The sequence below is a fragment of the Ahniella affigens genome, assembly GCF_003015185.1.
GTDB classification, from domain to species: Bacteria; Pseudomonadota; Gammaproteobacteria; order Xanthomonadales; family Ahniellaceae; genus Ahniella; species Ahniella affigens.
On the sequence record NZ_CP027860.1, the window covers coordinates 2,159,645 to 2,174,580 of the forward strand.

Consider the following 14,936-nt stretch of genomic DNA (forward strand, 5'->3'; position numbering starts at 1 on the left):
GTGCACCGTCAGGCAGTACCGAGCTGCAGAGGGTACGACGGTAGAAGCAGGTGCGGTTCCGCCCGAACAGGCGTATTGCGCCAAGCGCTGCCGGTTGAGTGCTCGGTCGGCATCCGAGATGGGCCGGGAGCGATCGAACGAAGGAACCTGATCGCATTGCCACGCTTCGTCCATGACACCATTCTTTGCTGCGCTGTTGCAGCCGTTTCCGCACCGCGCCTTCACAGTCGTGCGAGCCCTTGCCGATAGACTGCCGTCTGGCCGGCCGGCTCTCGAGGGAAGGAATGCGTCACACGTCCGTTTTGCTGTTGTCGTTGCTGTCACTGCATGCCGCCGTCGCGGCACCCATCTCCAAGGTGGTCGGGCAGAACGACGCGCCGGTGCTGAACACGGCTCGCACGCCGACCCTGTCGCCGCAGGACCAGGATGATCCGATCCCGACCAATGGTGAAGCCGTCGGCTCGCCGGTCTCCGCCCTCGTCGATGACGCCACCTCAGTCGGCCAGATCGACAACGTCACGGACGTGGATGCCGACGAAGGCGATCCTGCGCCCGGTCTCGGTGTCGCGATCACCGCGGCTGCCACGGCCAATGGCGCGTGGTACTACTCGATCAACGATGGCGCAACTTGGTCGGCTCTGGGTTCCGTATCGAACACCAATGCCCGACTCGTCGGCGTGCAGGGCGGCAGGCTGTATTTCAGGCCTAATGCCGGCTATTCAGGGACCCAGGCAAATGGCCTGACGTTCCGCGCTTGGGATCGCACGAGCGGAACGAACGGTGCGCTCACGAATCCAGGAAGCGTCGGCGCGACGTCTGCCTATTCGTCCGCCACGGACACGGCGACCATCACCGTCCTGCTCGCTGAGCCTTACGTGTTTCGCGGGCCGACGACCGATGTCGCGGTGGCGGGTGACACCAGCCTGGTGATCCCGAAGCCAGCTGGAACGGCCGTGGACGATGTGCTCGTCGCCTCCATCGTGCTGCGGCCCCAAACTGCGACGATCACCGCGTCCGGTTGGACCCTCGTCGACCGGATCAACAACCCAAGCCCCACCTCGAGCGCGCTCGCGACCTATTACAAAGTGGCGACCTCGACCGATGCTGGCGCGGGCGTCACCGCCTACACATTCACGCTGCAGGCCGCCCATACGGGCGCGGTCGGCGGCATTCATGCGAGCGCGGGAATCAACACGTTTTCGCCAATCGACGCCTTGGCTAGTCAGACGACGGCCAGTGCACTCGATCACGCTGCGCCGAGCGTGACGGCGACATTGACCGGGCCGCTGTTCACTGCCCACGGCTTCGCAAGTTCGGCGACGTGGACTGCGCCGGCTGGCATGAGCGAGCTGTTCGATGTGGCGAGCCTGTCGCCGGGCACTGACGGCGCATCGATGCTGAGTGCCATGCTCGCCTCGGTACCGTCCGGCGCCACGGGGTCACGCCTCGCCTCAGCCAGCAACGATGCGGACGTCGGCGTCACGCAGACACTCGTGCTCGCGCCGGCGCAGGGCAATCGTCCGCCGTTGCTTGATACGAGCAAGTCGCCTGCGCTGGCGACGATCACCGAAGACGCCGGGCCCCCTTCGGGCGCCGTTGGCACGCTGGTGTCGTCGCTGGTCGACTTCGCGCTGCCTGCGGGCCAGGTCGACAACGTCACCGATCCAGACGGGCGCGCCCGACTCGGCATCGCGATCGTCGCCACCGACGCGAATGGCACGTGGCGCTACACCACCAATGCCTCAACGTGGAACGTTCTTTCCACCCCTTCCCATATCAGTGCGAGACTCCTTTACGCCGACGCGAACACGCGCATCCACTTCCAGCCCAATCCGAATTTCAGCGGCACCGTGGACGCCGGCATCACCTTTCGCGCTTGGGATCAGAATGGCGGTTTCTTCAACGGGGCAACGGCCTCGGTAGCCGAGCATGGCAACAACACGCCGTTCTCGGAAGCGACCGACACCGCCAGCATCATCGTCGTCGGTACCAACGATGCACCGACCAGCGTGGCGCCCAGTAACGTCTTGTCGCCGGAGGACAGCGTGCTGGCCTTCTCCGGCGGCAACCTGATGTCGGTGGCCGACCTCGACGGCGGATCGTTGACCGTCAGCCTGACGGCGAATACCGGCGCGATGAGCATGAGCGCCTTGTCCGGACTGAGCTTTAGCATCGGCGACGGCAGCGCGGATGCGGCGATGACCTTCAGCGGCGCGATCGCGCAAATCAATGCCGCGCTCGCGACGCTGGCCTACACGCCTGTCGCGGACTACCACGGCGGTGCAACAATCGCTTTCAGTGTGAGCGATGGCGTCGCCCCCACGGTCAACAAGACCGTGAACCTCACGATCACCGCGGTCGCCGACATCGTCGACGACAACGTGTCGCTGCCCGAGGACAGTAGCGCGAGCTTCAACCCGGTCACGGGTCTGGATCCGATTGGGGTCGTGGTCGCGAACGCCGACAGCTTCGAATCGCCGGGCGCCACGATCACCGCGTTTACGCAGCCCACTGTCGGCAGCGTCAGCGCCGGCGCTGGCGCTGGCGGCATGCTCACCTATACGCCACCGCCCAACTATTTCGGGTCGACCAGCTTCACCTATACGGTGACGTCCGCCGGGCTCACGGAGACCGGCAACGTCACGCTCACCGTCGTGTCCGTTAACGATCTGCCGCAGGCGACCGCGACCGGATCGCAGGTCGTCAACGAGGACACGTTGCTGTTGCTGCCGGCCGCGCTGACGGTTTCCGATGAAGATCATCCGACCCTCACGGTGCAGCTGGGTACCACAGGCGGCAGCCTCACGTTGACCCAGACCAGTGGCCTCGCTTTCCAGACCGGCGACGGTACGGCCGACGCGTCGATGACCTTCTCCGGCACGCAGCCGGCGCTGAACGCCGCGCTCGACTCGCTACGCTTCCAGCCGACGCCGGACTTCAACGGCGCGACGAGCATCGCCACGAGCACCAGCGACGGCGTGGCCCCCGAGGTGCTACGCAGCATCCCAATCACGATCACGCCGATTGTGGACATTGCCAACGACGCGGTCGCGACCGACGAGGACACCGCGATCGTAATTGACGCACTCGCCAACGATACCTTCAACGGCATGGCAGCGATCAGTGCGGTCGGCATCGCGTCGAACGGCGACGTGAGTTTTACGGCGAGCGCGATCACCTACACGCCCGACCCCGAGTTCAGCGGCAGCGACGCCGTCACCTACGTCGCCACGTCGGGCGGCGTGCCAGAGACAGCGACCATCACGATCACCGTGAATGCCGTCAACGACGCGCCCGTGATTTCGAACGTCCCGCTGGCGAACGCGCGCGAAGGTGTGCCCTACACGCACGACGCGGAGTCCGTCGACGCAGATGGCCCCGGCGGTACCTGGAGCCTCGCTGCGGGTCACACCTGCGGTGGCAGTGTCGCCCCCGCCACAGGCGTCGTGGACTTCACGCCCGCTGGCCCCGATGCGCCGCCAAGTTGCGAGCTCGCGCTGCGCGTCTGTGACGAAGGCACGCCTGAGCGTTGCGCGACGCAATCCACATCGATCGCGATCGCGCCGAACGCGGCGGCAACGAGCACGGCACCCGCCGCGGTCACCTCGCTCGAAGATCAGGCGCTCGCCTTCATCGGGACCAATGAATTGCAGGTCGACGACCCCGACACCGCACGACTCACCGTCGATCTCGTTGCCTCCGTCGGGACGCTGACGCTGTCGACGGCCGGCCTGGCGTTCGAATCCGGCAACGGCGTTGACGATCCCTCGATGCGCTTCTCCGGCACGCTGGCCGCGCTCAATGCCGCACTCGCGACGCTCGTGCTCGATCCGACGCCGGACCTGCACGGCGCCGCGACGCTGCAGTTCGACGTCGGCGACGGCATCGATGCACCACGGCAGCGCACGATCGCGCTCACAATCGCTCCAGTCAACGATCCGCCGACGCTCGACGTCGTCGCGCCGGGACCGCCGGTTGTTGCCGGCAGCGGCCCGTATACGATCATGCTCACGGGAATCGGCCCGGGCAGCGGCGACCTCGTGCAGGGCATCGCAATCAGCGCACTCTCCGCGACGCCCTCAGTCGTCCCCGATCCGACGATCCTCTACACCAGCCCGCAGGGCACGGGTACCCTCACGTTCTCGCCGGCCGCCGCGGGCTCCACGGATATCACGGTCCTCGTCGTCGACGACGGCGGCACCGCGAACGGCGGCATCGACTCATCCAGCCGCACGTTCGCGCTGCAGGTAATCCCGGAGCGCGTGTTCAGTAATGGGTTCGAATGAATGGAGCCAGGTGGATACTCGGAACACGGAAATCAGGAGCCAGAGCCTGAGGATTCGTCACGGTTCACGACCCCGCAAGCCCACCACCGACACGAGCGATGATGGTTGCGCCATCTCGAGTGTCGGCCCGCTGTCGTTGCTGCCAGCACTGCGATTGTGAGCTGACATTGCCCGGTCGCGCGAGCAACCGCGCGCGAGCGACAATAGCGTTTTTCACGGTAACAACCCAGGCAGACTGACCGATTCAGGATTGCCTCGGTCGGCTTCTCCGCGCTGCCCAGTTGGCGTTGGTTGTCAATTGGTTCCACAAGACTGAGTCCTACGGGCGGGCTAAGGGGTCGCACGGCTCAGTTCCAGGCCGCTCAGAACTCGCGTCGGATTCCCTTTGTCGTCCCTTACCGCGCAGCCGCTTTGATAGTCGTACAAAGCCCACGACCAGTTCTGTTGCGTCGTGATGTCCCGCATTTTGCGAAGATAGCTCGTTGCGTAAGCATCGTCTGACCCTTCGCAGACGCCGTATTCGGCAAGATAGAGCTCGCGTCCCCAGGCTGCGCGTTTGACGGCTTCGATGTATTGTGGGTAATAGGCTTCGAAGGGGGAGGATTTGTGGTCTTCGAACGCCAGAGCCACATTCCAGTCAGATGCAATCACATCGCTCTCCATGACTTCGGCCAGCGTCGCCAGCTGCATGTCGCGTGAAGTGAGATACACGACGCGATCAGGGTTGCTGGCGCGAATGGTTTTCAGCATGGTCTCGTTGAAGTTCCGCATGCTGAGCTTGTCTGTCGCGCCTGGGCGGTGCAAGACCTCGAAGCGCAAGTGTTTACCCTCATCGGCGTAGCGGCGTGCCAAATGCCACCACACATATTCGGCGTCATAGAGTGTTTCGATATCAGTGAACGGCGAGCTCTTGTCGGTAGGCTCCGGTTCGCCAATCACGGCATGCCTGAAACCTGGCAGGCTCAACATGGTGAGTACGATGCCAAGATGGTGTCGGCGCGCCCAGCGCAAGGCTTTGTCTATGGGAACGATATTGGCCTCGTCGATGTCGCCGTTCTGGTCGATCAGCCTGTCGCCCGCGATGCGAAGTCGCAGATGATCGAAGCCTTGTGCAGCGATCCAGGTCACGTCCTCTTCGTCGAACCAAGTTGCACCGTAAGGCGCCTCCGGCAAGTAGTTGTGCGATAGCCAGTGCGCGATGTTCAGACCGCGCTTGAAATGCGGCTCGAACGCCAGTTCGGAAACAGGTTCCGCGTCGCTGTTCAGAGGAGGGTGTGGCGGACTGACCCCCTTACCGCCGCCGTCCGTCGCGAAGCAATAGAACAACCCGGCACTGCCAGTCTGACTGATGCGCGCCGCATCGCACCCGCGCGAAGGGTGGGATGCAACCCAGGAGCGACTCCAATACGGAAACCTTGCACCACGGCTCAGAAAGCGGTCATGGTGGCCCATCATGGCCGTGCCGTCGCCATTGCTGGTCCAGTTGCTGCAGGTTGCCGGTTCGCCATAAGCGTAGGCTAAACGACCAGACTCGTCGCTACCCGTCAAGATGTCGTGTGCCTTAGCCGGAACGGGCTCGCCCTTCTCCGTCAAAGCGATGCGCCGGTCGAGACGATTGCGGCCGCTGTGCAAGTCGTCGACGTCTCGTGCGACAAGTTCGCCATTGACATTGTGCCAAGGGCCGGTGCCGATTCTGTCTCGCGCGCTAATTCCTGGACTCGCACCTTGAGCTGCAGTACTGAGGTAGGCGTGCCATTCGCGCCGGCCGACACCCGCGGCCTCGGCCAAGCGCTGGCAGTGCGCGTCGGCACCGCGAAGCCCACCCAATCGGGCGCTACCGTCAATGCCTTCGGAGGTGACGAAGAAGGTCATACGCGAGTCGCCGGCGTGGGCGGCGGAAGTAGCGATTAGTAGCGCCAGGCATAAGCGGAATTGGTTTGGTCGCATCAGCGGTCTCCATCAGTCGTGAGTACTTGCCCAGCCAATGGACGGGTGTCTGCGCCACCTTGAGCGACGCGCCGCAGGTGCGCATCGCGTCCGACGTGTTGGCGCAAGCATGGTTGCCTGTCTGTGCGCATGCAGACAATCGCTTTGGGATGAAGCGGGCAAACCGTGTGATGGACTTGGCCGTCGAGGGTGGACAGGGAAGCGCGCGAGCATGCATGCTGCGCTACCGAAGTAACTGATCAGAAAATGTTCCGTGGCATCCCCAAACTGGCGATCGGCGCCGTGGCGCTGTTCTGGGTACTGAGCGTGGTGACTTCGGTCGCCTCGTTGTACTTTGATCCGGAACTCGTGCGCGCCGACATCGGCTGGCCGCAGGTCTGGCTAAAGCGCGGCTTGCTAGCCTGCTACTGGCTGTCGGCGTCCCTGTTTGCTTTAGTTTGGTTTCGAGACCGAGTTGTTGGTGTCTCCCGTTTCCGCAGTCATGCGATCGGCGCGTTGTGGATCGCGATGCTGATGACGGTACTCGGCGTGCTGTACATCAGCATTGTGGTGGTCGCGATCTCGCATGGAAAAATTGGCTTTTTCAGGGCGCTACAACAGCAATGGGGATTCGAACTGCTGTACACGTGGTTCAACGGCATCCAAATCGTGGCCGCCGCCAATGCCTTCCATTACTTCCTCTACACGCGGCGACAGGAACAAGCGAAAGCTTTGCTGCAACTGAAACTCAGTGAGGCGGAAATTTCGCTGCTGCGAGCGCAGTTGGAACCGCATTTCTTATTCAATACCCTGAACTCGATCGCTTCGCTGGCCCGGCTAAACCGGGTCCAGGCTACCGTCGATGCGCTGAACCAGCTGGGCGGCCTGCTACGGGGCGTGTTAGAGGTAGGGCGTCGACAACTGATGCCCTGGCCCTGGGAACTTGAGTTCACGCGGTTGTACGTGGCGTTGCAGACACTGCGCTTCGCCGACAAGCTTGATGTGCGCTTGCATGTTGGCCCGATTCCCGAAGGAACGCCGTTCCCGGTGATGCTGCTACAGCCGCTGATTGAGAATGCGATCCACCATGGGCCGCTCGCCGATGGTGAGCGCTGCGTGGTTGACGTGAGCGTCATACTGGACCAGCGATATTGGCAGGTTGAAGTCAGCAATCGGATCGGGCATACCGCCGCGCACGGAAGTCACGGCGTGGGCTGGAGCAATAGCAAAGCGAGGCTGCGCGCGATCTATGGTGATCGGGCGAGCTTCGCGCAAGCACGGTCAGCGGCGTTTTTCACTGTCAGCGCCCGGTTTCCAGAACAGGTCGAGCATGAGGGGGTAGGGGCGTGAGCGCTGGCTTTTCTGTATATATTGCCGAAGACGAGCCGCTCGCGCGCGAGTCGCTGCTCGGCATGTTTTTGGGTGTTCCAGGATGGCATGTGATTGGCAGCGCAGACAACGGCGAGACCGCCTTGCACGAGTGCCTGTTGCGACCCCCCGACGTGTTGCTCACCGATATTCGCATGCCACGTTTGAACGGGCTGGAACTCGTTGCATGCCTGCGCGAGGAAGTTGAGCGGCTCAATGCCGTATTCATCACCGCGTACGATCAACACGCAATCGCCGCGTTCCGACTGGCCGCGGTCGACTATTTGCTAAAGCCAGTCGCCGATTCCGAGTTTCAGGCCTGCCTAGCGCGTGTGAAAAAACGGATTGCAGAACAGCGCGCGCTGCACCTGGTGCAGGAGAATCACCCGCAATTTGATGCCCTGTTGCGCCACCAACGCAAACAGTTACGACGCTTGGTAGTCCGTTCCGTTGGCCGGACCGAAATCGTTCCCTTGAGCGACGTGATCGCCTTCTCTGCAGACGGCAACTATATGGAGGTGGTGACGGCGACCCGACGCTTGTTGCACCGACAGACGATGAAGTCCCTACTGGCGCAACTTGATCAGGACGCGTTCATACAAGTCCATCGCTCGGTGATTGTCGCCAAAGTGCAAGTTCGCGCGCTGAAGAACACAGCGGAGGGTATGCTGGTGCTTACAAGCAATGGCACTGAATTTCCGGTCAGTCAGCGCTATGTTGACGATCTGAGGCGAGCGCTAAGCAATTCCTAGGCGTCTATGGGGGAGGGTGCAGGAGCGGTCTCGACCCGTTGTCGCGATTTCCCAACGCTTGCCCCACGCCTGCGATTCATAGCGGCGTGGAAGCCAGAATCTGATCCATTCCGATAGCTCCCAAGAACCTGCAAGCACGAAGCAGGAAGTCCTATCGACCAAAGCCACTGGTTTCCTGCAGCTCGCCTTGCCGAGTTCCAGTACCTAACGCCCGCGGACTTTATTCGCGTTGGGCGAGCGTGCGAGCTGAAATAGTATCTTGAGAAGACATTCGGGCACGGCGATCGGCCGCAATGTCGGTGACGACGCTACTGCATAAGATACTGACAGAGGGATTTTCTCCTCGCGCCGCAGCAGTCGAGCAGCTTGTTCAAGGGCGCATCAGCGCGTTCCGTTCGAGTCCGATCGCAGCATCGCGATCTGCAGTTCGACCCGCTTAATTTCGCGCAGTAGGCGATTGGTCTCCATGCTCGGCGCGAATCGGTTCAATGGTGTTTGGGAAAGAGGGCAGGGCGAAGTCATTGCCCTCGGGACCCATAGCTGCGCGGTTTTTGAGCATTCAAAAGATGCTTAACGAAGTGTCTGGAAGACTGGAATACGATTAAACCTCCTGGAATAGGCGACCTTGGATAGTTTAGTGCGATGCAACATGCATAATGCCGTTTGCGCATGCATCATTCACCTACCTTGGGTGATCGCGGACGTGTCATGGCCAGCAACTTCATTGATCCGTCGAGTGAAGAGACTCCGGGGGACGCAGAATCCGCGGTAGGCCCAAACCCTGAAGACACTCCCGGCCAGAACGAAAGATTCGACACCGACGATTTCGAGTCGGCTCAGTCGTCGTCAGCAGGACTGTCGCCAAGCGATGGCGGTTCTTCCCGAGGCGGTGGTGATGATACGTCCGACCCGCCGTCGGGCAATGGTACGCCCCCAAGCAAAGAGGTGAGATTCAGGTTACGTGGTGCAGAGCCCGCCAACGCTGAAAACGTTGCTGCGTGCAAAAATTCTATGAAGCCGCTTTTTGACGGGCTGGACAACGCTGACAAGCCAACGATTCAGCACTTTCGAGTGGGCCATACTGGGCGTGATCGAGCCTCGTCTGCCGAGGTCTCGCTGAAGGCGACCGACCTCGTTCGGGTGCAAAGCGACCATGGCGAGATCTGGCTTACTGCGGAGGACTTTCTAACATGGCCAGAAATCCGAACTCTAGAGAATCGAGGTGATCTGCCCGAAATCGAATGGGTACCGACATCACGTGATGATGGCGCATTCTGGAAAGCGCTTACCGTGGTATCAGGTTGGTTGGGTCGGACGCTGGCCAAGTATGGTAAGGGCAAGGCAGCTCAGTTCTTGGAGAAGCAGGTCCGCGCCGGGAACCAATTGTTTCGCTGGTTGCCAGGGCAGGGCTGGCATCCAATTGTGTCTGCACCACAGGCAAATCTGGAAAAGCCTTGGCTGCTATTCATTCACGGTACGTTCTCCAGCAATCATGGCTCTTATGGCGCACTCTGGAACTCGTTGAGTTTGGCCAAGCTCGCGACCGACTACGCGGGGATACTGGCCTTTCAGCATCGCACCGTCAGTGAAAGCCCGATCGACAATCTGTCCGATCTGACGCCATTGCTGCCGAGCCAAGCCAAGCTCGTCGTGGTTGGCTTTTCTCGTGGCGGTTTGGTCACCGAGTTGCTCGGTCGATCGGCACTCGTAGCGCGGCAAGGTCGTGAAGAGCCTGGTCTACGCGACCAGGACATCGAACTGCTGCGACGAGCATTGATTGCAGAGAGCGATCGGAAAACGGCGGATGATCAAGCCGCGAAGCTTAGAAATGTCGTGCGGGGGTTGGCGGATAAGAAGATCCAGTTAACGTTGCAAATTCCAGTCGGCGCTGCGGTTTATGGTACGACGCTGACGAACACCAAAATCTCTCAGCAGCTGACGTTGTGGATCAACCTACTCCAGGGAGTGAACTTAGAAGCGGTAATGACCCCGGAGACTTCGTTCGCGGTGCGCTTGTTGAGCAGCGTTGCCGAAGAAGTTCTCGACATCAGTGACTTGCCGGGTCTGCAGGCAATGCACCCGTATGGCGCGCTCGTGCAGTTTTTGCGCAAATTTCCGTCGCCGGTGACAACCACGGCATTGGCCGCTGTGGCTGACGAGAGTGGTTTTCGGCGACCGCTGGCGGCGCTGATCAATGGCATTTTCGGAGTGCCCAATGACTGGGTGGTGGATCGTGCTTCGATGGTGCCAGATGCGAGTGCAGAGCGATGGGTCGGATATCAGGATGTTTCAGAGCCGAAACTCTATCACTTGAGTTACATGAGCTCCACACGAGTCCAGCAACTGTTAAAGAAGACGCTGGAGCGTGCAATTAGTGCGCAAATGCAGCCAGAACAGCTTGTGGCACTGGCCTACGAACCAGCCAAGCAGCCCTTGGTCCATGCGCCGCAACGTGCTCCTCGGCCGGCCCGCGCGGATGCGCCAATCCTATTCCTGCTACCAGGGATCATGGGGACGGAGCTTCATGTCGGGGCTGATCGAGTCTGGTTGGATAAGTTGCAGCTGTTCTTGGCCGGGATGGACTCGCTTCGGCTGAACCCGGATCAGGCGAGGCCTGGCCGACCGCTTCCTGAATACGACGAGCTGAGCGATTTTCTCGGGCAGCACTACAGGCTGGTTTCATTTGGGTATGACTGGCGAAAGTCCGTTTTTGAGAGTGCCGTGCTTTTGGACCAGCGCGTGCGCGAGGAAATGGAGCGCGCACCCGGTAGAAGTGTAAGTTTCATCGCGCATTCAATGGGCGGCCTGGTTGTCAGGGCGTGGATGGGGTTAGCTAATTCCGCGTGGCTCGAACTCTCCAAGTTGCCTGAATCGCGCTTCTTGATGCTCGGCACGCCAACCGCTGGGTCTCATGCAATGACCAAGGTATTGACCGGCGAGGAGCGTGTGCTGAAGCTGCTAGCCGCAGGCGCTGCGAGCAGGCGGAGCTTGGTTGAGATTTGTGCACAGTATCCTGGTGTTCTCGACCTATTGCCAGAGTTCAATTCACGGCAATCACCGCCTGACACGTACTTTCGGCCAGACATCTGGGATCAGTTTAAAGACGTCCATGGCTATTCAGTGCCAACTGCAACGGCCCTTCAACATGCAATTGCGAGTCGTGATCGACTGAGAAGGCTAAAGTGGCCAAGTCAAACCTACTATGTCGCCGGGCGAAGCGATCGCACACCAATTGATGCAGAAGTCAAAGAGAACTGGTTCGGACGCCGAACTATTGATTTTACATATACCGCCGAAGGCGATGGCAGAGTCCCTTGGGCGCCCGGGATTCCCTCGGGCGTCACGGCTTGGTATGTCGACGTCGTGCACGGCGATTTGGCCAGTAAGCGCGAGCTCTTCAGTGGCTATCTCGATATCCTCCAGCAGGGCAAGACCAAAGCCGATGCGTTCGCCAGTCAGCCGATTCGACTTGGTAGCAGTCGGGGGACGTCGCTGCGTCTCAAAGAGAATGGCGGACTTGCCGAACAAGGTTCTCTGGTTGATGACCGCGCACTGGCAAGTGCTGCTTTGGGGGGGATGCCACTTCGGCAGCGCACCGCTGGGGTTCAGCGAGTCCCGCGGATTCGGGTGATCGTCAGTTGTGCCGATGTTGCGTCGGCCGTTCACCCGATTATGGTCGGGCACTATCGTTCCGATGGCTTGCACAGTGCAGAAAAAGTGCTGGATCAATTGTTGGGAGGTGCCCTACAGCGGTCATTGGATGCGGGCATACATCCGCAAGAGATCGGTGAATGGCGGTGCTTTGACGTTCATAGAGGCCAATCCAACGACAAGGCTGTGATCATTGGCCTGGGAGAGTTCGGTGGGTTGGGCATCAATCAGCTGAGTCGAAGCCTCGAACGCGCCATTTGTGGCCATATTGAATCGAACTCGCAGCGCGGAACAGGGAGACCTGCCAATCTCAGTACGGTGCTAATTGGCACTGGGCTCGGTGGCATTGGTGTGGAGCCTGCAGTGCAGGCCCTACTGGAAGCGCTGCTGCGGGCCTCGGATCGCTGCATGCAGGCGGGAATAGTGTCGATTCTGCCCGAGCAGTTGGAGATTGTCGAACTGTACTCAGATCGCGCGCATTTGGCCTACCATGTACTAAATCGATTGCTATCAGGAAGCGCGCGATTGCGCCAGGCATTTGAGCTGGCTCCGCACTTGCGACATCGCAACACTGGTCGGCGTCGAGCGTACTCTGACGCGGATTTGTCTTGGGCGCAGAGAATTAGGATTCGGGGCAAAGGTAATCTCGATGGATTTCCGGAAAGGCTCAGCTTTGAGCTCTACTCGGTGTTGGCCAAGGTCAACGTCGCCAATGTCCGCCTGAACATCCGTTTGCTCGATGACCTAATACGGAGCTCAAGCACACACGGTCAGAACGCTGCGAGGGAGAGCGTGGCGCTTTACAACGCGCTGCTCCCGCCAGAATTCAAGGCAGCGCGACCCAGCGGGGAGCGCTTGCTATTGATCGTCGATCGGAAGTCGGCGACGCTGCCTTGGGAGCTGTTACGGTCAGAGTTGCCTAGTTCCGGCGCTCAGCGAAGCCTTGGCGCGCAAGCGACGCCACTGTCCATTGCTGGCGGCATGATTCGGCAACTATCGCTGCCCAGAGCACCGGAGTGCTTGTCGAGAGTCGGTGATAACACGGCACTAATCATTGCCGATCCGTCATTGGGTGGCGGACAGTCGGCGTTCTGGAAGGCCGAATTTGGACAACTAAGAGCGGCGCACGAAGAGGGGGCATTGGTGGCCAATCTCCTCGGCTTGGCGGGCTTTCAGGTCACAGGCCCTTTGCAGGCGCAGGGGCAAATCACAACTGGGCTGTTCAGTGATCGGGTCAAGATCCTGCACATCGCGGGGCATGGTGTCTACAATTATGGCGACACGCAGCTTACCGGATTAGTCTTGGCAGATGGTTGCTTTAGTCCCGCTGATGTGCGGCAACTGCCGAGCGTTCCGGAGTTGGTGTTTGTCAATTGTTGCCATCTCGGCAAGATGCCAGGGACTGACTTCCCTAAGTTGGCAGCTAACTTAGCTCAAGCCTTTATCGAGATTGGGGTGCGTGCCGTTGTGGCAGCGGGGTGGGCAGTCAATGATCAAGCGGCTCTCAGGTTTGCCGAAGTGTTTTATCAGAACATGCTCGAAGGTCGGATGTTCATCGATTCGGTAAGGGAAGCGAGGGTGGCTGTCTATGACGCGTTTCCTTGGGATAACACCTGGGGTGCCTACCAATGCTACGGTTCGGATAGCTACACCCTCCAAGCGAGCACTTCGAAAGACACAAGTTTGGTTCGTGCGCGAGCAGATGCACTTGCCGGGTCTTGGCGCCACTTTGGTTCCTATCTGGACATCCGGAGAACTCTAATTGAACCCGCCATTCATCTTGCGATGCGCGCGCAATCGGGGCAGCTGGCCGGCGAACACGTTGATACCGTAATTGAAGCTTTGCGGCAACAGTGGATTGGCACAGGGCGCGCAGAGGAATTGAACCGCATCTATGGCGGCGGTGAACTTGCGCTGACTAGACAGTTGCCGGAGATCAATCCAACGAAGCGAAGCACTATTCCGGTGTCCATCCATCGTGCCTTGGCGCGCCTGTGCGATAGCTCGGGGCGCAACCTGGAAGCTGCAATTCATGCCGCTTGGGCATGGCTGGCGGACCAGTACGGAGTCAATACCCGCTCGCTGACGCGCGTGCTTGTTGGTGCGGGAAAGGGCGCGCTGGATCTTATCGAGCACCATGGCGCTACGGCCAAGAAAGACTGCATTGCGTGGCTGAAAGCGTCCTCCGTTTATGCGGAACAAGTCGATGCGCTTCCCAGGACTACCAAGCGACTGCATACCTTGTCGCAGTTTCACGCGCGCTCAGCGCTTGCCTTGCTAGAACTTGGCGAGAAACCTGATGTCGTGCTGCCGCGCCTTGGAGCTGCTATCACTTGCTTTGAGGAGACATTGCAACGACGCCTTGCCGCTGCTGGTGACCGACCAGCGAGCGGGTCGATGCTGGCGCTCTGGTGTCGGCAGTTCTCTACACTATCGGGGGATACGTCGCGGCAGCGAGCGATCGCGAGGTCAGAGATCACCGCGAATGCTCTGGTGATGTGTAGGTTGGTCCAGGGTTGGATGGGGGGTGAAGGGCTAAGTGACCCAGAGCAGCGTGCATACTTGAATACGCCTTGGCTAGAGCTCAAGTCCCCGCTGTTCTGGCGCGTCCATGCGCGGTGGCAACGCAAGCTGTTGTGGACCTTGATCAGATCGTCCAGTCGGGACAAAGTGCTCAAGAAGTCCATTAAGGCGCCGCGAGGTAGTGATCTCGTTGAGTCCTATGTTCGTGCCCTGATCGCGGCGTTGAACCGGGACCCTGGCCATCACTATATCGGCGACGTGCGCTACTTGTTGCGTTTCCTGCTGGCCTTTGCCAAACGAGGCGAACATGAAGCACCCATCGCGTTAGTCGAGTCTGCCTTGCGGAACTGGAATGCCGCTGTGCTTGCTTCAGAACGAGATACAACGCTCCAGTAGAGAGCTCTTTCGAAGCAGCATGCGAGTCAGTGGC

At 60.3% G+C, this 14,936-nt stretch carries 6 protein-coding genes; 4 read left to right on the plus strand and 2 right to left on the minus strand.

Features of this window, described 5'->3' with window-relative positions:
- Nucleotides 1-284 precede the first annotated feature (284 nt).
- Nucleotides 285-4,286 (plus strand): beta strand repeat-containing protein, encoded by a 4,002-nt coding sequence (locus C7S18_RS08245; RefSeq protein WP_106891106.1) that lies wholly within the window; start codon nucleotides 285-287, stop codon nucleotides 4,284-4,286.
- 330 nt (nucleotides 4,287-4,616) lie between these two features.
- Here the strand turns inward: C7S18_RS08245 and C7S18_RS08250 are convergent, their stop codons facing one another.
- Nucleotides 4,617-6,233, minus strand: coding sequence for a glycoside hydrolase family 5 protein (locus tag C7S18_RS08250; RefSeq protein WP_106891107.1), 1,617 nt, complete (start codon nucleotides 6,231-6,233; stop codon nucleotides 4,617-4,619).
- A 348-nt stretch (nucleotides 6,234-6,581) separates the two neighbouring features.
- Between C7S18_RS08250 and C7S18_RS08260 the strand changes: the two genes are divergently transcribed.
- Nucleotides 6,582-7,562, plus strand: coding sequence for a sensor histidine kinase (locus C7S18_RS08260; protein WP_170113177.1), 981 nt, complete (start codon nucleotides 6,582-6,584; stop codon nucleotides 7,560-7,562).
- Complete coding sequence (locus C7S18_RS08265) at nucleotides 7,559-8,332, plus strand: LytR/AlgR family response regulator transcription factor (RefSeq protein WP_106891110.1); 774 nt, start codon at nucleotides 7,559-7,561, stop codon at nucleotides 8,330-8,332. Before C7S18_RS08260 ends, C7S18_RS08265 begins: the two co-directional genes overlap by 4 nt.
- 381 nt (nucleotides 8,333-8,713) lie before the next feature.
- Here C7S18_RS08265 and C7S18_RS25290 read toward each other — a convergent pair whose 3' ends face one another.
- Nucleotides 8,714-8,854 carry a DUF6768 family protein gene (locus tag C7S18_RS25290; protein ID WP_425481093.1) on the minus strand — a complete coding sequence of 47 codons (141 nt, stop codon included), beginning with the start codon at nucleotides 8,852-8,854 and terminating at the stop codon, nucleotides 8,714-8,716.
- A gap of 489 nt (nucleotides 8,855-9,343) precedes the next feature.
- Between C7S18_RS25290 and C7S18_RS08270 the strand changes: the two genes are divergently transcribed.
- Nucleotides 9,344-14,902, plus strand: coding sequence for a CHAT domain-containing protein (locus C7S18_RS08270; protein WP_170113178.1), 5,559 nt, complete (start codon nucleotides 9,344-9,346; stop codon nucleotides 14,900-14,902).
- The last annotated feature ends 34 nt before the right edge of the window (nucleotides 14,903-14,936 follow it).